This window comes from Litoribacter ruber (assembly GCF_018500185.1).
Lineage (GTDB): Bacteria > Bacteroidota > Bacteroidia > Cytophagales > Cyclobacteriaceae > Litoribacter > Litoribacter ruber.
This window is the reverse complement of record NZ_JAHBGI010000022.1, coordinates 1-21499: the sequence shown is the minus strand read 5'-3', so window position 1 is coordinate 21499 and position 21499 is coordinate 1. Positions and strand designations below refer to the sequence as shown.

At 45.8% G+C, this 21499-nt stretch carries 8 protein-coding genes; 1 reads left to right on the top strand and 7 read right to left on the bottom strand.

From position 1 onward, the window contains the following. From KIH41_RS17380 to KIH41_RS17350, 7 genes are all read right to left on the bottom strand, one after another. On the bottom strand, positions 1-1590 hold a 1590-nt coding region (locus tag KIH41_RS17380), incomplete at its 3' end, for an immunoglobulin domain-containing family protein (protein WP_214163247.1). Positions 1591-1632: 42 nt separating this feature from the next. After that, the gene (locus KIH41_RS17375; RefSeq protein WP_214163246.1) at positions 1633-6351 is read right to left on the bottom strand and encodes a leucine-rich repeat domain-containing protein; all 4719 of its coding nucleotides are present in this window, start codon (positions 6349-6351) and stop codon (positions 1633-1635) included. Between the two features lie 287 nt (positions 6352-6638). Continuing rightward, positions 6639-9269, bottom strand: coding sequence for an Ig-like domain-containing protein (locus tag KIH41_RS17370; protein ID WP_214163245.1), 2631 nt, complete (start codon positions 9267-9269; stop codon positions 6639-6641). Between the two features lie 338 nt (positions 9270-9607). After that, on the bottom strand, positions 9608-14479 hold the full coding sequence (locus KIH41_RS17365; protein WP_214163244.1) for a hypothetical protein: 4872 nt from the start codon (positions 14477-14479) through the stop codon (positions 9608-9610). Next, the gene (locus tag KIH41_RS17360) at positions 14476-15030 is read right to left on the bottom strand and encodes a hypothetical protein (RefSeq protein ID WP_214163243.1); all 555 of its coding nucleotides are present in this window, start codon (positions 15028-15030) and stop codon (positions 14476-14478) included. Before KIH41_RS17360 ends, KIH41_RS17365 begins: the two co-directional genes overlap by 4 nt. Before the next feature lie 3 nt (positions 15031-15033). Further along, complete coding sequence (locus KIH41_RS17355) at positions 15034-15828, bottom strand: hypothetical protein (RefSeq protein WP_214163242.1); 795 nt, start codon at positions 15826-15828, stop codon at positions 15034-15036. Positions 15829-15833: 5 nt separating this feature from the next. Then, entirely contained in the window at positions 15834-16841 is a 1008-nt protein-coding gene (locus KIH41_RS17350; RefSeq protein ID WP_214163241.1) for a hypothetical protein, read from the bottom strand. A gap of 1855 nt (positions 16842-18696) precedes the next feature. On the opposite strand from KIH41_RS17350, the gene KIH41_RS17345 reads away from it, so the two are divergent. Next, a complete protein-coding gene (locus KIH41_RS17345) occupies positions 18697-21351 on the top strand; it encodes a thiopeptide-type bacteriocin biosynthesis protein (RefSeq protein WP_214163240.1) in 2655 nt (884 codons plus the stop codon). Positions 21352-21499: the final 148 nt, after the last annotated feature.

The following is a 21499-nucleotide window of genomic DNA, read 5'->3' as shown; positions in this document are numbered from 1 at the left end:
ACTCGTAACCGCATTGGGATTAATGGGCTTGAAGTCATTGGCATGGTAACCCAGCGTGAAAGCAAAAGCATCCTTTCCTGTTCTCAATCCATTCAAACCATCTGCACCCATATCACCCTCTCCAGGCATATTCACCCCTTTGAGCCAACCCTGCAAGGTGTAATAATAATCCATCCCCTGCACGTTATATTCTCCCAATTCTACCCGGGCCAAAGGACCATGTGGATAGTAATGATATGTAGCTTCACTGATCCACAGGTAGGCAACCGTGCTCGTATGCACATACTCTATCCTGTTATCGGCATCATAACTGTATCGATGGATAAACTGATCATCATACCCATACTGGTACATTACGAAATTAACATTTCCACTCACCAAGTCATACACATACTCCGTCCGCTTCGGCGCAAGCCCAGGAATTTGCTGCAGTAAACCCTTCACGTTACCGTGTTCGTCATAGCTATATAGCGTGATAACAGTATCCTGTTGATCTTTTTCGATCATTGCCGTCCAACTGACACGACTTCTAAGATTCTCCTGCAGGAAAGTACTATCCGCATGGGTATGGGGTTTATCATATACCGTTTTGGTAATATCATAAGCCGTATATTCATTCAAGTCGGGCCAAGTCAGGGTGTTGATTTTGGCCTTCAGGCTGTCGGTGGGTTCCGTGCTCAGCAGCTCACCGACCTCGGTTACCCTTCCCTTAGCATCGTAGCGGGTGTAGCTGTAGGCGTTTTTATTTGCCTGCTTGGCATCCTGGGACAGGCGAAGCTGCCCGGCCCGGTTGTACCAGAACCTGGACTCTCCCGCATCCGGGGTCTGCTGCCATATCAACTGGTCGCGGCTGTTGTAGCCATAGCGGGTGTTCAGGGTATGGCCGGGATAGGTCTCCGTACCGTCCAGCACCGCACTCACACCTGACTGATCCAGCGGCTGCACGCCCTGTGGCGGGGTGGTCTGCACCAAGTTGCCAGCCTGATCGTAATAATACAGGGTGTAATGGTACTCCTTCGGCGTATAGGTATAGGTGAAGGTCTCCTCCACCAGCTCTATACAGTTGGTGGTGAAGCTGGCAAACCAGGTGTTCAGTTCCTGCTGCACCAATCGCTCCACGGCATTCTCGATCACAGCCTCGTTTCGCTCCACGGCCGCCTCCCGGCACTCCTCGGCTATCTGCTCCCAGGATTTGTTGAAGGTGAACAAGGCCAGTCCGGGATTGTTGGACAGGTCAAACTCAAACTCCAAACAATACCGGATCATCTGCCCTTCCCCTATGCTGAGGGTTTGCGGGTGGCTTTCCAGCACCAACCCAGGCAAGGCACTGTTTCGGATACGGTACGTATACGTGCCCTCATCCGAGTAAGTCAGTGGATCCAATGTCAGGGTATGCCTGTTCACAGACCAGCTTCCCACTGCCTGCCCATTTTTGTACCAGCGGAATTCCGAGGCGGGATCGGTGGTGCGATCAATCTGGGTAGTAAGATCAAATGCGGCACCTTCTGGCCAGTAATGGTTTTTAGGGCTATCCACATTTTTTTGGGGAGCATATTCTTCAGGGAAATAATAAAAATCCTCTAAAGGCACTAAATTTTGAACAGTAATTAGTTTTTCCCTAAAGTCCAAATATTATAAATCATGAAGGTTATCCAAGGACTCAGGCAGATCACCGCTTAGCAAATTATGGTCGAGATAAAAATCTATCAATTCAGTCAAGTTTCCTAATGTTTCAGGTACTGAGCCAGTTAAACGGTTATTATCCAGTGCCAAACCTGTTAGGTTAACTAGATTCCCTATACTCGCTGGAATCTCACCACTCAAATTGTTGAAACTTAGAACCAACTCTCTAAGTTGGGTTAGCCCTCCTATTGATTCAGGAATTACGCCTTCGATATCATTCTCGTATAATAACAGATATTCTAAATTCAATAGTTGTCCTATTGAAGTCGGAATTGTTCCCGGAATCGAGTTCTCGTTTAAATGCAAGATCTCAAGAGCTGACATATCTCCTATTATTTCAGGAATGGGTTTATCAAGCTTATTACCATCTAATGTTAAATGATATAATTTTTTCAGGTTTTTAAAGGATTCGGGGATATTACCCTCAAGCCTATTATTTGTACCTGAAAAAAACTGAAGGTTTATCAAATTCCCTAGACTGTCTGGAATATCTCCTGATAAAGAATTGAAGGACAACACTAAAGAGTCCAAATCAGTCAAACGACCAATTGACCCGGGAATAGAACCACTAAAATTGTTATTATTTAAATATAAGCTTTGAAGTGCAGTATTACCTATAGATTTTGGAATAGCTCCAGATAAATTGTTTGAGTCTAAATCCAAAACATACAATGAAGTCATGTTGGCAAAAATATCAGGTAGTTCTCCGGTTAATCGAGCTTTAATTGCGCTCAACTCCTCAAGTTTGGTTAGATTTTGCATACTTTCTGGAAAATTTCCGGAAATTTTATTATCAGAAATATCCAAAAATTCCAAATGAATCAAATCCCCAAAACTATCAGGAATAGGGCCTTCCAGATTATTATCCCATAAGTCAATAGTGACAACATTACCATTTTCATTCGTAAATACGTTTGACCACCCCGCAATACTTTGAACCTGATTTGGATCGGCATCTCTCCAACCTTCATCTTCAATCCACCCTCCTCCATTTTGAGTAGCATAATAAAAATCCATCAATGCAAAATATTCAGCTTCAGTAGGAACACTAGTAGGTTGTGAATTACTTGTAACTTGAAAACTATTAAAACTGTCTTTATCCTTGTTTTTAGAAAGCTCTCTGCTTCTTCTTTTAGTTTTGTAAGGTTCAACATTTTGTTTTTGCACTCCAAAATTATCAAAATTAGTTTTTGATTGACCTCTACTTTTTCTTTCATAAGGTTTTGATGGAGATCTATCCTCAGATTTTTCAGATGTAGTCATTGATTTCATACTAGTGTCATCCTCGAATGAATTATTCATCACCATCGCAGCCTGCATCCCATCCGGCACAAATACCAACGTATCCCTCAGGCACACCATCGGATCGGGCACCGCAATTTCCGACAGCCCACAGCCATAACCCTGCAGGATCTGGTCGATCGCCTGAAGGGAAGGGTGCTCACCCACATCCTCTGCCAATATCAGCCTGAAAAAATTCTCCCTCAGGGTGCTGTTCAGGTAGTCTTCTATATGCCCCGCCAATGCCGACTGGTCGCCGGCGCTGAAATCGGCATCGCATACCCCGGCTATCAGACCATACGTGGTTTCCACCTGTATATTATCCACGGGATCGTAATAGCCGTTGTTTCTAGCAAACTCCTCTATTCCCTCCTCGGTCTGAGGAAGATCCTCTATTTCCCTGTATTGGGCCAGATAGGCCGGGCAACTGCCCAGCGCAGGCAGGTCCAATATAGCCTTCCGCTTACCTTCCAGGTAAAAGTTTCTGAAATAGGTCCATCTGGTCTCGGATATCAGCTGTGCAAATTCCTCAGTACCCATAGCAGCTTGCTGGTCGTAGATATGTATATACAAAATATGGGTACCATTTGGATTGCTGTTGCCGTTTTCATCCACAAACATGCCCGTGTTGTTGGGATCAGTGGCCTCAAACAGATTGGCGGGTGCCAGGTTTCCAAACTGCAAATTATTGAGGTGTCCTTCCAATACGTTTCTGGATTGGTACCCACTCAAGCCCTCTTGGTTGAAGTAGGGATCCTCCAGAATAGGATTGGCATATTTACCTGCCGATTCCCAATCCTGAACCCTGGCCATATTGGTCTCAAAGATGTTGGATTCCTTGTTTTGCATGCAGAGCTGGTAATGGCAGTAGTCGGGATGGTCCTCTGCGGCCTCGCCCTCCTGCAGATCGGCATTGATCTGGTTGAGGATGTTTTCACAGGTCAAACTCACCGTCTCTTCTATAGCCTCATCGATGAGCTCGGGAGCTTCCGGACATACATCCTCACAAAACTCGCATTCACTGTCGTCAATGACATATTGATCCTTTAACGCGGTCTCTTTCTGGATAAAGCTTTCCGAACTCACCAGCTCTTGGCGCATCTGCTGAATGCTCTTTTCCTTTACCTCCAGTCTTTTGGACACCGAATATTCCCCCGCTTCCGGCAGCATCAGTTCGAAGGAGATGGGAGTATAATTATCCTCTACCATGCAGTCCTCCGCCTGATATGCCATGACGTAGCGGTGGTTGTCAGCCGATAGGTTACCCTGCAGGGCCGGCAGTTCCATAAGCCTTCCGTCCGGTCCGGTCACCGACAGGATAAGGTCCATCTCACAGGCCTGGCAGCCTAGGCCATCGAGCTCATTGCCCAAGGCCGTGAGGGAATAGTTGAACGTATACGCCGTATTAGGCGTGGTATTGATTATCGTATTCTGGATCTGCTTGGAGTTGCCCTCCAACCGATTGCGCGAAGTGAGATTCACGCTTTGGACATCCCACCCGTTTTGTTCCATGGCCGTAAAACTTGGCAGAGGGGCGGTATTGGCAGGCACCTCGCCGGCCAGGGCCGTCGCGATGGTCCTGTTTTCCTGATCTTGGTAGCTGATACTGGCCTGGCCGTTTGGATCCACCACCACCTCTTTTTTATAGTGGCTTACTTTACCCACATTGGATCCAAAAAGTCTAGCCAACTCTTCGGCAGTAGGCTGACCGTAATAATAGCGCGTCACCAAATTGCCATCAATCTCAAATGTCTTTCCTACCCCGGACTGCTTGCTCACCCGGCCACTACCATCTTGGGTATATTCCGTCTGGCTATAAGGAAACCCTTCTGCATCCGGTATATAATCCCGGTGAAACACATTTGAAGACATGGTATTCCCCGATGAATAATATTGGGCCGTGCCACTGCTCGTGGCCAGCGGACTGTTTTGCAATGTCCCGTTGTCATAGTGGAATTTGGAAAGATTCCCTGATGTACCTGCGGCCACCTCAGCCACTGCCTCCCCAAATGTATTTAGGGAAGGCTTGTAAGTCATGGAATTGGTCACCAAAGGTACAGGCAAGACCTCCACCGCGTTTCTGCCTTCATAGTCATAAAAAGTCTCGGCGACCATGACCATATCTTCGGTATTGATGTTGACCTGCTGCTGTCGCTGCCTCATGCTCCCGTCCATATACACCAAGGACTGCTTGTACTTGCCTTCCTCTGCATATTGGGTTTGCTTTTGCCAGTTGATATCTGCCTGGGGATTGGCAATCTGATGGCCTGAAGAGGCTCCCACATGCCAGGCCCCCTCCCTCCTGAGGCTGGGGTTATCCATATCTCTGCCTACTGCGCGCACCCTGTACCAAACCCTGCCGGTAGGGTAAAAGAGCTGGTGGGTGTAGGATCGGGATGAGGTGGTGATCCTCACTGGTTCCTTGTGGCTAAAGGCCTCCGCTGCCGAACTCCCCCCAAAATCCTCATAGTCTCCTATATATACCCACTCCAGATCATAGGCGGTTTTGGCATCTCCCGCATGGGCCCAGGTTATCTGGGAAGTGGCTGGCCCCACATTGGCCTGTAAGGTAATGGGCAGACCCAGATCACCGGTAGCATCCGGTTTTTTATACAATAAGGATTTCAACTGAATATTATCGCTGGGTACAGTTCCCTCCTGCTCCAATACGCTGATCACAAACCTGTATTCGGGCGAACAGGTAACAGGCAAATCGTGAAATACCGTACCCAGAAATGTCTGGGCATCCAGATCAAGGGATATAGGCTTGGTCCATAGGGTGTCATTCCCATCCATCATGGAGAGTTGCAGGTGAGTGCTCCAGGAAGTTTCGGTATCGAAATTACCCAGATCATAAATCAACTGGAACGCGGCATAGAAGTCTCCTTCCATACAGGGGGGCGCTTCAAACACCTGAAAAATATCTCCCTGCTCCAGATCATCCCAGGATATGCTTCTTTCGAAGGGCTCCAAGGGCAACATCCCCATGGAATTCACCTTGAGCGCTTCAGGGATGAAATATTGCGCATCACTGATCTTCAGGCGCACCTGCTTGCTATAGGCGGTATGGCCCCCTGCGAGTTTGGCCCTTACCCTGTAATACATTTCCTGCCCGGACTGCACATCTTCCTGCAGATAGCTCTTATCCTGGGTCCCCAGGTCCGCTACCTTGGCAAAGGTCCCATTGCCGATTTTACGTTCCACCTCATACCCCTGGGTGGCAAAGGGAAGCAAATCCCAACTTATCAGTACGCTGCTTTGAGAAGCTACCACACCGCGGACGTTCCGGGGGGCCGTTTGGTCGCTGGATGCCAGCGCCTGTACTTTAAAAGAAATACCTGCCAACAATAACAGAAAAATTCCCAATGATCTGTAAATACCTTTCATAAAAAGTATAATTAAAATGATTCTTAAAACCTTAACCTATAAACCTTAAACCTACGCTCACCCCCCAGTGCTCATCGCCCAGCGCTCAGTGCTCAGTGCTCAGCGCTCATCGCTCATCGCCCAATGCTCAGTGCTCATCGCTCATCGCCCAATGCTCAGTGCCCAGCGCCCAATACTCAGCGCTCATCGCTCATCGCCCAATGCTCAGCGCTCAGCGCTCAGCGCCCAATGCTCAGCGCTCAGCGCTCAGCGCCCAGCACCCAGCACCCAGCACCCAGCACCCAGCGCTACCGCTCCACCTGATACTGCTCAGCCTCCTGAATAGTCTTCATACCATCAAAAGTTTCCTTTTTGACCAGGCGGAGGTTACCCTCGGCATCGTAGAAATAAAAAGTCCCATAATTTTCCTGGTCCAAAGTCGAAACCAGCTTATCTGTAACCGCATCATATACATAGGTCTGTATTTCACCCTCTTCGGGATGCAGCCTGATATCATCCCACCAGCTGTCCCCCTGATTGCCTGAATAAAATGTCAGGGCCATAGTGGAGGCGCCTTCCGGAAACACAAAGCTTCCCTTTACCTGCACCCAGCCGTCTATACCGCTGCTCGAGGCATATAGGAATGTTTCACCCACTTCCTCTTCTTCCTCGTCTATAAACGTTACTCTAATCTCCGTGCCCTCCCTTAGGGTATTGCCTGTCTTGGTGGATGCCCATGCAGAGAGGAAATACGATTTCCCCTGTTGCAGGTCCAGGGCAGGCTGCTCAAACTCCTGACTGTCGGTGATCTTCAGGGATTTATTGCCCGAGTGGGCATAATTATCATCGATAACCCCAACATTGTCCAGACCTACGAAACTTAAGTGGTGAAGGCTTCCTAACCACACATTCCTGCTAGCCAGCTGGTCCAATACCAGTATAGTGTAGTTAGGGTTGGTTGGATGCTGATCCATACAAAGGATGTTTGCATTGTTAAACCGAAAGTTAAAGGACCAAACGTTGGCAGGACTTGGTGCCAAAGGAGTAAATAAATTAAAAGAAGTACTCCATCCACTTACAGTTTCTATATCAGATATATCCTCCATTCGTTTGTTCACAATTACGGCATACCCATTGCCTAATATTACCGGTATTTGTGCAAACCTGGTGTAGTTATCTTCCCCAAACTGCCAGTTGCCCTGTAGATAGTCTTCGGACTCAAAGCTTGAAAAGGCTATTTCGTTTCGGCCTGAATTCAGGGCCTGGGCTATCAACATCTGGCCGTTGTTGTTATACAGCTCCGAACTATATATCCCCAAGGCATCCCTCACCTCTGCAGGCTTGCTGTTTTCGGTATAGCCGGTGACGGTTTGCTGCACTACCCAGTCGGGGATCAGCTCCTGCTCAGCCAGTTGCCAGTTAAATCCATCCACGGTATAAAGGCCATCTTGGGCTGTATTGGTATTGGCTGAACGGCCCCTGTCTGCTTCGTAATAGTAGTTGGAGGCAGTCCTAAACACCCCCTGTGAACCGTTTTCAAAAGCTGATTTGTTGCGTAAGTTCTGCTGCTGAAACGGCAACAGCCAGTTGTCGGAATAGGTCATCACCTGTGAGTTGACTACTCGATTGGTTTGTGGAGATTTAAAAACCCGGGTTTCTGACCGAAACTGGTCTTGGGTAAATCCACCGGAATTGACAGAAATGTCATGGGTCACCTCTGAAATATAGATATCTTCGGTGCCACAGGTATAACTTACCTTCAGGGTCACCGTATAAGTACCATCAGCCCCGTAAACGTGTATTGATTCCGGTCCAAACACTGTAGGGGCCCCATCTCCAAATGTCCATTCAAAACTTTTGATAAAACAATCTACATCTGTTACCTGCTTGGAATAAAACGCTGTAGCACAGGAAAGCCTGTAAGCGCTGAAATCGAAATCAGATTCAATATGCAATGGAACATTCACTCTTTCACCTATACAGGTCTCGTTTAATTCGGCTTCCACATACAGACTATCACCGATTTCGATATCTGTCGGGTAACTATCGCCTATATGAACAGGTTCACCGCCAATTCCCTGATCATACCATCTATATTCAGTATTATTCTTTGGGTTAGCCACTTGTATATTTACTTCCCCATTTCCATAGCGTCTATTGCCGATAAAGGTGATCGAATCTGTAAATTCATCGTTGATATAGGCCATGACACTCGCCCGGTTCCCCTCACAATCCGAGTTGCTTACCATAGATACCCAGAACTGGGTGGAATTCTCCAGCGTATCTGTCAGGTATGTTCCGTTGTTTTCGGCTATCGATTCACCCCCCTCCTGTTGGGAATACCATCGGTAGACTGACCCTCCTTCGGCCGCTAGACTTACTCTTCCCGGCCCACATATGGCCCCGTCCGTAGTTTGGGGTAGCCCTGGAGGTGTTTCTACATAGGCAAATACCTCTTTCCTTGGCCCAATACAGCCTTCGGCCGTATTGCGCCCCTCTACATAAAAAAGGGTTTCTTCAGCGGTTACAGATGTGGTAAACTGTGCTCCTTCATGCTTTAAGTCCCCAGCTGCATCGTACCAGAGGAAGGTATCCGAATCCTGGGCTGTAGCTCCGATAAAGGTTACCTCTCCCATATCACAGCGGGATACATTATCCACTGCGACCTCCCCTACTTGCTGAACAGTGGCTGTCACATCCACTGGGGCAGTAAGACACTCGCTTTCAATGTGTTTTAACCTTACCGAGTAAACGGTTGTTTCCGCTATCGATGGCGTGTTAAAGTTCCAATTTGAGCTTACCAAGTTACCGGAAGGATCATACCATTGGGGGATGAAGCCGCTTCGCTGGCTGACACTCAGCCCTACCTGCCCCTCACACCAACGGGAATTGGAAGTTACTTCAGGTATTATCTCTTCACAAGAAAAACTAATGGACAAGTTTTTAGAATCAACAAAGACACCATTCTCATGAAAACTAACTTCCAACAAATCGGACCCCGAACTTGTAAAAGTTATAGTAGCTTTAAATGGGGTAAAAGCATCAATTGTTCCTCTTTGATTACTTAAATACCATTCTGTATTAGCATTTAGCTCATTCTCATTTATTAAATTGCCATTAATGTCAAAAACGTATAAAAAGAAATCATAGGTCTCTCCCCAGAAAACTTCATCTGGGCCAAAAATTTCTACTCTACTTACATTACTTTGACAAATCCCAGTATTGCTTAAAAATAAAATAACCCCGATCAATATTAATATTTTAGGCCTCATAATATTTATCTTAATTGAACCCCAACAGGTCGGTTGACAGTATATTCATAGTTTACCGAGTCGCCTGTAAAGGGGGGCTCGAGCGATGTGATGCTACCCGCGCTGGCTTTTAGCTGGTTGCGGTAGCCTGACCTCATCACGGTGGCATATAGATTGGCCTCCGCTGGAAGTGGGTCCCTGGGATGTACTATGAAGTTGAAGGACTCCTGTTTGACCACCACCGCCTGGGTTACGATTTCAGAGTTTTCCCCATCCTGACGGTAGATGACAATTTCGTCCCCTTCTCTGACCACCTGACCGGAATACCCCGGAATTCTCACCTGTTTCCAGTCCGCTACTGTGGGATGCTGGGTCGGGATTCCCATGTCGAAGGTAAACTTGCTGTTCTTATAGGCTCCATCCATCCCGGCATACTCCTTATAGGCTAGAAAATTGTAATTGTAGATGGGCTCATCATAATTGTTGTTTACCCTCACCAGCACCGGCTCCCCGGTCTGGGCATCCCAAGAAACGTTCTCTGAGGATATCAGGGATCCCTCATCGTAATTTTCCACAGCTAATAAAATCCCCGACTGGTTTATTATTTTGTTATTGACAGCTGTTCTGAAAGTATGCTCAGTTTTGGATATTTTCGGCCAAACTGTAGCTATAATAGCAGGGAAGAAGAGCGCTATCAACAAATCGATATCGGCATCTGCCCCTCCTTGCCAGGTGTTGGATCTCTTTTCACTCATGTCGCTGATAAAATCGACCGTCAATCCAAAACTCTGGGAAGCCTCATTGGCATCATTAGGAACAATTAGATGACCTTCCTCATCTTGTCCCAAAGTATTGACAAGGGCATTTGCTTTTTTGCCTTCATAATAAATTTCCTCGCTCAGATACTTATGTGATGTCCATTGGTATGGGTCGGCATGTATTGAGCCGTCATTGGCTTGCCTAAATGATTTTTGGCTTTTTAATTTTCCATGCATATCATTTGTAATGATGGAATAACCTTGGCTACTGCTAATTCCCTCACTAACGTATTGCCCGAGTATGGATAAATTGGTTTGGTTGAAGAAAGGATTAGTTTGCTTACTCGACTCAAATGTTCTCACCGGATAATCCCTGGCAGTATAAAATTCGTGTAATTTCATGCCGCTGGTACCAATTGAGGTGTTGCCATTGGTAGGAAAATAATTTGTACCAGAGGAAGCTATATGCTTTACATCCAAACCGGCCACATAGGCAGCCGGTAAACTCCACTCCTTTACCACGGCATAGCCCACTTGAGGACCAGGATATAGGCTTTCATTAATTGGGTATTCAAAAAACAAATTTTCATCAGCTTTTAATTTTACCGAGCGGGTAAACTTCTTGGCATACCTTAGGGCATTTTCCTCACCGCCAACAAATGGTTCGTATGCCGCTACTCCGCTGCTAATTACATTTCCATTTTCCTCCTGGGTGTATTCATATACTTTTCCATAAACACCACTTCCTTGCTGGCCCCATCCATCTGACATCGTAAGTTGTCGAACACGGATACCCCCTCCAAACTTAATTTTATCCGGGGATTTTAATTTTACCATGCTTCTCGAAGGGTCAAGCTGCTGGCCCCAGTTTTTATTATAACAGAACCTGTACACCCTGCCAAAGACACTGCTTATGGCAGGCAACAGGCTGGGTAGGCTTTTGATCTGGTTCAATTGGGCAGTACGGCTGCCCGTTTCGGTCAATGGCCGAGTCAAATTCATTAAATGCGGCTGGTCGGCCTCTATATGTTGCCAGGCTCTAAGCATAAGGGGATTATACCCCTGATGGTTATTGTTGGAGTGAGTGGCTTCATTTTTCAAATAGAAATATCCAAATTCAAACTCTCCACTTGACCCTGTCTCAAGCCCATAGCCTTTGGCCAAATCCAAATCCGCATATCCTTCCACAAATTCAAAAAGCGACTCTTTGGTGTGGTCCCGGAGATTGGAATAAATTTTAAAAAAGATCTGACCATCCTCTACATCCAAGTATTTCAAAAGTTCTGCTTTTTGCTCCTCTTCATTTAATGAAGAGGACTTTGTATGCTTTAACCTAAATCTGACCTTTGGGTCATTTTCAACTGTAAAGTTTTGATTTAATTGGGTCGGCGCACCGCCTTTTGCATCGACTAGCTGTGCCATATACATAGCTTCCTTATGCTGTACATAAGCATAATCATCAATTTCATAATCGACCATCATGGAGGCCCCGGATGGTAGCTTGATTTCGCTCAGACTCCAAGCAGCAGCATTATCATTCAATGCCTGCCTTTGATCTGGACTTTGCTCTACATAAGGAATATCTCGATTATAGAAGGGATCATCCAGTCGCTTGGGAGAATAATTTCCCCATCTATCATATGCCAATTCATCATAATCCGGATTTTGCTGGTAAGAAAATTCATATGGATTCAATTCTCCTCGTTGACTAGATCCGTAAGTGAAAAAAACCTTTTTTAGCGTAAGTTTGCCTCCCTCATTGGCCCCGGTAATCTCATTGCTCCCTGTAGAGGCACCATAATTTGGCACACCTTGGCATAGACTATAGTCATATTCAAAATTCACTTTCTTTATGGGATGATTTGGAAATCCGGCTTTGGTGTACAAACTCACACTTTTTAACCCCTTCAGGCGCTTTCCAGTCGTTTGATTTCCGTTTTGCAGTTTTGAATAAGCCCCCCTTGCATCTTTTCTGTCTCTTAAATCAAAGATTGCCAAGTGTGATTTGGTTTCAGCCCGAGCCAGGTAATAGACATCTTTTGTTCCATAAGTAAAGGAGCCTTTATCATCCCTGGGGTCTGCTTTAAATCCTTCCAGAAAATGAGCCCCGACAAATGGATCCCTCCAATGATAGGGGTCAGAGGCAGAGGCCGACTGCTGGTAGGTAAACTTCACCCAATACCCTATATCATCGTCTGTTATCCCGTCATTATTTACATCCACATAATCAGGCCCAGTAATAGAAGTAAGCAGATAAGCATAAGCAAATCCCGGCGTTTTTACCGAATTGATCATTTGATGGGTCCCATTGAACTTGTAGTTTGGATCACCGTTTTCCTCTCCTGTTGGATACGTGAAAATCCCATTGTTGGAATTTGTACTGTAGGTTATTTCCTCTTTGGTGTGGTTATAGGCAGGTAGGGTAAAGTTATACCTAAGTCCATCCCCTGATACAGCTACGAATCCCGTAATATGGTGACCGGGCAAATTTGAGCGGTTATATTCAACGGTTTCCCCGTTTTGATTCTGAATGAAAATTTTATATTCATCCAAAACAGGCTTTCCGTCAATTAGGATTTCCTCATTGGTATGGGGCACCAGCAATTCGTTTCTTTCTTTTCTTTCATTTTCCCGGGTATTTCTGGGGGTGGTCCCATTCCAGGAATCATCTTCCAAGGTACTCAGCGCCATGTTCCCAGCCAGTCTGGTCCTTACGGCACCGGCATTTCCTATGGCATTGTAACTTTGCAGACTTTCAGCATGGGGTTCACCTGTTTTCCTAAAGTACCACGATTCATAGGTACTGTTTTTCTGGGTAGAGGTAGGTAAATAATTGGCCGCTGAATTATTATTTTCAACCCAGGGACTTACATAAGAACTGTTAAAATTCAAGGTGGCATTTACACCCAACTTTTTGCCTCCCAAGTCTAACCCACCCCCAAAAGAGGCTGATTTATCTGAGCTGGCCGGAGCATCGGATACCATTACCCTGTCATTTCTAAAGGCTCTATAATTACCCGAAATCCCTTGACCACTGACAATGTATTGATCATATGTGGGTATCGGTATAGCCAAATTTGGGTGGTCTTTGGACAATATCCCCTCTTTTTCCCTATTAAAATCCAATAAATAATTCGCGTAATTGGAGTTCTCAAAATTCATATACCCGACAGCTGGTGTGGAAACCACTCTCCCCCTGTCCCGCAAGCTTGTTTGGGTATAAAAACCACTTAACATGGCATTTGGATAAATTCCAAAAATTGAAATCCCCCCCCTAACTGATGCAGAAAAGCTGCTGGTTTCATAAGCGGGCGACGAATAGGGTGTATAGGTGGGATGGGCATAAGTATCCCTGTAAACTCTATGTCCTTTGTGCGTCTGCAACCTGCCTCCCAAGTGGATCAAACCGGCCTTGGAATTATATTGACCATTCAGTCCCACATTACCTATTTTAGAGGGAAAGTTTACCTGGGAATTGATAGTCCCACCCGATTCAGGATCGAGTCTCAAACTCAAATTCCCCCTATCCTGTCCAATATCCCCATTGATGGTATTGTAATATCCAACATCTGGACTGATACTGTACCCCAATCCGTTATAATTGTTGTACTTTAAACCTACACCCAGCCCAACATTTACCTTAAGAGAATCAACCGTTTGCTCTGAAGGTGCCCCGTCCGTATTTTTAGCTATTTCCTTTCCAAACAATTCTACTGTTAACCCGGCTTCCACCCCATAAGTAACACTGGGATTCATATCCAGCTTGGTCTCAATAGCATCCCCCTTAAACTCATCCGGCAACCCCCTGACATTCCGGGTGATGGCTCCCGCTGTGAGGTTCCATCCCAGGCCTACCCAGCTTGCCTCATCATCCATCCCGATTCCGGCATGGTATGATAGGTTAAAAGGATAGCCCCCGTTGGGGCCAGGTAGCTCAAACAAGGGAATGTTATAGGTAAAATCCCCCGTAAAAGGATCCACCATTTCGGTCATGCCTATAGGCTCAAATGAACTTACTTCCGGCTGGCTCGGTCCCGAGGTGAGGGCATATGCCGCGGTGGGGGCCAAAGTCTGCCCCAGCATGAGGGTTGCACAAAACAATGCCGCCACTCGCCTAAATCGTCTGCTGAAAAATCTCATAATCTCAATTTTGGAAATTTATTGGTTTGGACTTCTAGCTCTATCGGTGCCGGAGAAATCCTCTCATTGTATATGCGCACCTTCTTCCTGGCTCCATCGGCACCCATAGGGGTCTCAAAGCCCATCACAAAAGTTTTCTTGGAACCCAAATCATTGGATCGCTCGTAGTGGAACAGCACGGGGCCGGCTGCTTGGCCCGCACCCTCCAGCTCTATATCTTCCGAAAACCTGTAGGAGAAATAATAATTATCCTCAAGGGTCACTTTCTCTGCGCCCTTGGGGGTAAGCTCAACCGTGAAAAAATCCATCCCCTCAATCTCCTTCCAAAGCACTTCCTGATTCGATTCCGGCAAGTGGGCTCCCCCTCTCTGCAAGAAGATCAGTTCTTTGGGCTGATATCTTAAGCTGACCCTATAACTTTCCGTCTCATGGCTACTAACTCCAATGTCATGGTTACCCTGGGACCATACCATATACTGATGGGGATCCAAGGTGGGCTGACAGCCCATTATCAGTAATGAAAGGATACTCAAAATGTAAATCTTGCTCATATCTTAATTGATCAATCTATTGTTCCCTTTATCCCTGCGCAGTTGCTGAAAAAATAGGGTATTGTAATTCTTGTTTTTCTCTTCACAGGTGATGTAAACCATTTTCTCCACTTCGGTACCGCAACCGTCCCTGACCCGGAGGATCACGTTGTAATTGGGAGCCAGGTCCACCTCGATTCCAGAGGTATAGCCACTTATCGGGATATGAAAGGACATGGGCTTTCGGGGTGCAGCCCCGTTGCCGTTTACATCCCACTCTATGTCATAGGGGGGAAAACCGCCCTCGATCACCCCATAAAATTCAAACCTGGTTTCCTCCGGCTTTTCGCAGTTCAGTTCCACCGGGTTTACCAAAATCTCAACTTCCGGACTCGGAAACTCTATCGCCTCAGTCAGTAAAAACTGGGTGATCATGCTCTTTCCCTGGTCGGTGGTCGATCTGAGACTATAGATTTTTTCCGTTTCCCAGTTTGAATGCCAATCAGTCAGTTTAAAATCATATTGATTCTGACCATACTTCTTAGGAAGTTGCTTTTTCCTTACCAATTCCCCGTTCCAATTATAGAGGGCCAGATCAAATGACCCCGTTTTGCCATACCTATCCTCATAGGCGAGACGCACATTGGGAATGGAGATCCTATGGACATGTCCTTTGTTAGATTGGTTGATCTGCAAATGATAGTACACCGTATCGGCTTCTTTTTTAAATTTCTGCAGATCATGCTGCTGGGCATGGGCTACCGGAAGCACACCCACCAAAAAAACCGCAACAGCGAATAGTCGTAAAAATCTTTTCATAAATGTTATCTGTTAAGTGAACTCAATCCTACTCTGATCATAATCGGCGAATCATTAAAAAAGCTGCCCCCAACCTGATACAAGGCCATAATGTTAATGGCACTTGACTGGGTAATCCTCACCAGGCACCCCCCGCCCAGCCCCACTTGGTGGTACAGGCGAGCCGGCTCCCTGCCAATCGCTACAAGCTCCGGAGGAGCAAGTCTCCTGTGGGTGAGACTTTCTGCCTGCAGGTAAACCCGCTGGGGCAACACATCATATTTGATAAATGGCCTAAACCCCAACCTTGAAAAATTGGGCACATCAACTGACGGAGGGGCCGCTCCGGTCTGTTGGAAAAGAATATTGGGTCCGGCTCCCACGGAAAACTTATCGATAATATTGGCTCCTATGGCCGGTGAAATACTGAATCTGGTGATATCACCCGGGATCCAAGTAAATAGACCTTCAAAAAATATCCTATCCTTCAATGATTGCTTGTTTTCAATAGTGGCCTTGTTGACATTTCCCTTGCCTGCCGTTTTCATCTTGGAAAGGTTTTCATTTTGCCCCAGTTTTTGGGTCAACGCACCCAGTTCTTCCTTAGAAAGCACCTTAGGAGAAACAGGGCTATCAAAATTGGGAATATCCGGTTGGGATATTTTTTTGTATTGGGCTGCTTTATCTTTCAGCTTTCTGACATGCTCGGCACCTTCAATATGCTCCTCAAGTTGGTCTACTGTAGGCACATCAGGCACGTTGGGGGATTTGTCCAGGTCCATGGAATGCCGATACTCATCAAGCTGATGCTGGATATTCTTGATGGTGTCGAGCGGGACCTCATCACCGGCCCGCCTGAGAGAGTCCACGGACAATTTGCCCAACTGCGGAGAAGTCCCCAAACTGTCCAGCCTGGTCCGCTGCACCCTGTGCAAGGAGTCCTTCTGGCTTTCATTGACATCTACTTTGACCTTTTGCCCCCATGCATTCACGGATAAAAGTAAGGCCATCAAGAATGTAAAAATCTTCTTCATATAGTGCGTATCTCAATTCAAAAAACAATATCCCAAAACTTACATCTGGAATAAACATTCAAACAATAAACACCACTAAATTACGTTATGATACCAAATTATCAAATTTTTAAGTAATTTTTTACTTATTTTTATAACANCCCAAAACTTACATCTGGAATAAACATTCAAACAATAAACACCACTAAATTACGTTATGATACCAAATTATCAAATTTTTAAGTAATTTTTTACTTATTTTTATAACAAATCACCCTTTACAGTCTTTAAACGATATATTTAAAAAATTAATAATTACTTAACCTCAAGTACTATAATTTTCTCAATTGTATTTTATATACATTTTTGAGTAATTCACGACAATTACCTTTCATACTACAACCGCAGGACTTTCCACATTGAGTTGATGAGGTGCCTTGACTCCGCACCCCTGAGTAGAGAGTCTCCGACTTGGGGTATCGTATAAAACACCACCGCAAAGAGTTGAAGAAGCGCAAAGGGGATTAGGTAAAAAGTAGTAAGTGATAAGTAAAAAAGTCGGTTGTCCTGGAAAGATGTTCTTATCGCCGCTTCGAGGTTTCTAACCCCCTAAACCAGGCCGCAGGCCGAATAACCTCCTAAACTACGCAGTTTAGAAGCCTGCCTGCCGGCAAAGGCAGGTTTATTTCCCGATAACCGCTTCGCGGATCTATGAAATAGGTTGAATGGATTAACGGATCAAGGGATTAACGTAAGGTACTCCAGCCCCTTAATCCATTAAACAGTCACCGCTGGGAATCCAGCGCAGCTATGCCCTTATGGACCTTAAACCTTTAAACCAACCCGTGAATAGGTTGATGGGTTTAACGGATTAAGGGATTAACGTAAGGTACCCCAGCCCCTTAATCCATTAAACAGTCACCGCTGGGAATCCAGCGCAGCTATGCCCTTATGGACCTTAAACCTTTAAACCAACCCGTGAAAAGGTGATAGGTTGAATGGATTAAGGGATTAACGTAAGGTACTTCAGCTCCTTAATCCATTAACCAGTCCAGAAGGGAATATAGCGAAGCTATTCCCTTCTGGACCTTAACCCTTTAAACCAACCCGTGACTAGGTTGATGGGTTTAACGGTTTAAGGGATTAACGTAAGGTCCCCCAGCCCCTTAATCCAGTAATCAGTCCAGAAGGGACTATAGCGCAGCTATTCCCTTCTGGACCTTAACCCATTACACCAACCCGTGAATAGGTTGAAGGGTTTAACGGATTAAGGGATTAACGTAAGGTACCCCAGCCCCTTAATCCATTAATCAGTCCAGAAGGGAATATAGCGCAGCTATTCCCTTATGGACCTTAAACCTTTAAACCAACCCGTGAAAAGGTTGATAGGTTGAATGGATTAAGGGATTAACCTAGAATACTTCCGCTTCCTAATCCATTAATCAGTCCTGTTGGGAATATAGCGCAGCTATTCCAAACAGGACATTAAACCCTTAAACCAAAAAACGTTGCGCCCTTTGCGCTTTCCCTTTGCGCCTTTGCGTGAAACCAAAGCCTCATCTTCGTCGCTTCGCGGTTTCTAACCCCCTAAACCAGGCCGCAGGCCGAATAACCTCCTAAACTACGCAGTTTAGGAGGTTTATTCCCGATAACCGCTGCGCGGATCGGGAGGTTTAGGAGGTTAGAAATGAGTTCGACCCCAGCCATTTAAACCTTAACCGGCGAAGCCAGTAAACCATAAACGGCGAAGCCATATAAACGGCGAATCCCCTCCCATTCACCCCCCAAAACCCGTAGTTCACAGATTTCAGCGGTTGGGCAATTGCTAGATTAGGTTTTATCCTTTACAATTGCTCCCAACTTAACCTACATAACTATGAACTTTATTTACAGAACGCCCATGCTCAACTTTGATATTTTTGATACCAAGGAAGTGGGGTACAATTATCCGTACATTTTGGAAGCCATTAAATTATCTTCTACCCACCTGTACGAGCAGATTAAGGACACACCCTACTCGCAGCTCGATTACGATCAACAAATCGCCGTTTTGAAATACCTCATCAGGGGTAAATACCGCGCCACGCCATTTGCTCTTTGGGCAGGGGTCGGGATTGGGCTATTCAGTGACTTGCCTAGTCCAACCAAATACAAGCTTATTTTTCAGTCCTTTGACCTCAAAGCCCATCACGTAAAAGGCAAATACCACTTGCCGGCCCTGACCTACCGACAAACCGATCAGTTCACTTTTTGGAAAATGGATGAAGATAAGAACTGGAAACAGGTCACACTCGAGTCCAACGCCATTTTGGAAAAAATCTATAATCACTTCCACAGTAAGCCAGACCTCTCCTTTCCGAAGTTCAAAAGCTGGTTTTTGAATGTGGAAGATGGAGAGATCCGACAAATTTGGGGCGAAATCATCAATTGCGGATTTCTAACAAACCAGTATCCGCCCCAAATTTCAAAAATCAACTCCGTCGTGTTAAATGACATAAGGAGCGAATTCCCCAACAACTCACAGGACTACCCCATCCACATTATCAGCAGTAAGGAACCCTTTCAGCTGGAAAAAACGCATTACCGCAAACTTGAAAAGTTGAACAAGGAAATCGGAAACCTACTCCATACCCAGGCTTCTGACTTTATTCGGGAACTGAAAAGCATTTTCATTGAAGAGCATGACGATAGGTTTGTACCCCTCCACCAGCTATTAAATCCCGGCAGCGCCACAGCCCGCTTTTTCAAAAATCAGGTTTGGCTGTTTTCCAGGGAAAACACACCTCCCAATCCTATCAATTCCGCTATCCTGGCACACTCAGGAAAAAAAACCATGAACCTCAAGACACTGGTGAAATCCCGAAAGGTAACAGAACAGCCAGCCACTTCCTACTTGTGTCGCATCACCGAAAGGGGCCTATTGATAGACCATGTGGTGACCAACCGACCGGCTGCCACTTGGGCAAAAATATCTTTGGCTGTACCAAAGGCCTCTTTTCATGAAGATATCCAGCACTTCCTGGATTCCTCTACCAATGTGCTCCATGCGGATTTTGAAATATGGGAAAGCGATCAGTCAAACAACATTGCCTGCCATAAAAATCTCTTACAACATACGATCAGGATCTTTACCCCATCAAAATCCTCTTATGATATCGATTACAAATCCCTATACCTTGGCTTAGTTGATGACAGATTTGTAATCTACTCGCCACTTACCCAGCAGGTGATCCTGCCTACGATCCAACATGCGCTAAACCCACAATACATCACCCACCCCATAAGCAGGCTACTATATGAAGTCGCATCTCAAGGCTCCCTATATCCCGTATACGAGGATCTTATGCCTATTTCGGGAGCACCGGCTATCCCTCGGTTAACCTGGGGTGAGGTGATACTCAAGCCAGCCGCATGGTATGTAACGGCTGACGATGGAAAATCCTGGACCACCAATCGCTTTTTGGCAAAAATAAAAGAGCTCGGAATTCCCAGATACTGCTTGTACGGGGAGGATGATGAAAAAATGGTAATAGATACCCACCACAGGCAGAGTATTGAAGTCCTAATGGAACTTATAAAAAACAAACCTTCGATCGTGCTATCAGAATGTTTGTGGATCGAAGACAGTGATTATCCGTCTTACCCCCAACTATCCATTTCAATCCCAAACTCCGCTTACCAATCTCCTTATAAGCATGTTTTCTTCAATCCTAAAAAGCATGTGGACCGCAGCTGGATCTGCTATCACATTTATATAGATCCACTGGAAGCGGAATTGTTTCTAACCGAAAAGATTGGCCCCTGGCTTGATCAAAATTTAAGACCCGACGCCATACATCAATGGTACTACCTGACTCATTTTGACAGCGCATTTCACATCCGGCTTCGCATTGGGCCTAACAGCATAGGGAATGATAGGGTCTCTTTTGAAAAGGAACTGTTGCACTTCCTGTCACAAGCTGACTATATTACCAGCTTTAAGAAAGCCACTTATTATCCTGAACTTGCCAAATATGGCAATCGGGGAATATTTTCATCCGAAGACTTGTTCAAGCTTGAATCAGTGATGGCTATATATGGCAATGTGAACAGCCAGCTACCATACCTTCCCACACTGCTTCAGCCAGAACTCGAAAAAATCTCCTTGATTGCCAATCTGGGTTTGGCCCTCCTGAAGCGGAGCGGGCAATTTAGAGCCTGGCAGCAAGAAACTGAAAATGGGCTGATGAAGGACTTGAAAAACTCCCAGAAATCTAAATTCAAAAAAGTATATGAGGAGAGCTTGAGAAGTAAGAAAGTGTGTCACTCAGTCCACGACCAGGGCTTTGTGCAAAAATACATCTCCTTCTTCCTGGAGCATCCCCTTCTATATGACAAAAACAACTTTGTTCCGCTTTTCAACCACCATTTTCACATGATGATAAATAGATTTTTCCTGTCCCACCACAGCCACATCGAGCCCCTGGTATGGTACACCCTCTATAGAAAAGTGCTGGATTACCGCCACAGCCCCATCCCGACCCCCATCTAACTCACTTCCCTTCAACCAACCAACCTGCCGGCCCCCACCCCCGGCAGGCCTTCCTCCCCTCTCTCCAATCTCCCGCCTCCCCTCTCCGGTCTCCGGTCTTCCGTCTTCGGTCTTCCGTCTTTTTCCATCCAACATCGGTCATCCATGT

Bases quoted from the DNA above. Each gene is read 5' to 3' on its own strand.
- KIH41_RS17375 (WP_214163246.1), bottom strand. From the start codon at position 6,351: ATGAAAGGTATTTACAGATCATTGGGAATTTTTCTGTTATTGTTGGCA.
- KIH41_RS17365 (WP_214163244.1), bottom strand. From the start codon at position 14,479: ATGAGATTTTTCAGCAGACGATTTAGGCGAGTGGCGGCATTGTTTTGT.
- KIH41_RS17360 (WP_214163243.1), bottom strand. From the start codon at position 15,030: ATGAGCAAGATTTACATTTTGAGTATCCTTTCATTACTGATAATGGGC.
- KIH41_RS17355 (WP_214163242.1), bottom strand. From the start codon at position 15,828: ATGAAAAGATTTTTACGACTATTCGCTGTTGCGGTTTTTTTGGTGGGT.
- KIH41_RS17350 (WP_214163241.1), bottom strand. From the start codon at position 16,841: ATGAAGAAGATTTTTACATTCTTGATGGCCTTACTTTTATCCGTGAAT.
- KIH41_RS17345 (WP_214163240.1), top strand. From the start codon at position 18,697: ATGAACTTTATTTACAGAACGCCCATGCTCAACTTTGATATTTTTGAT.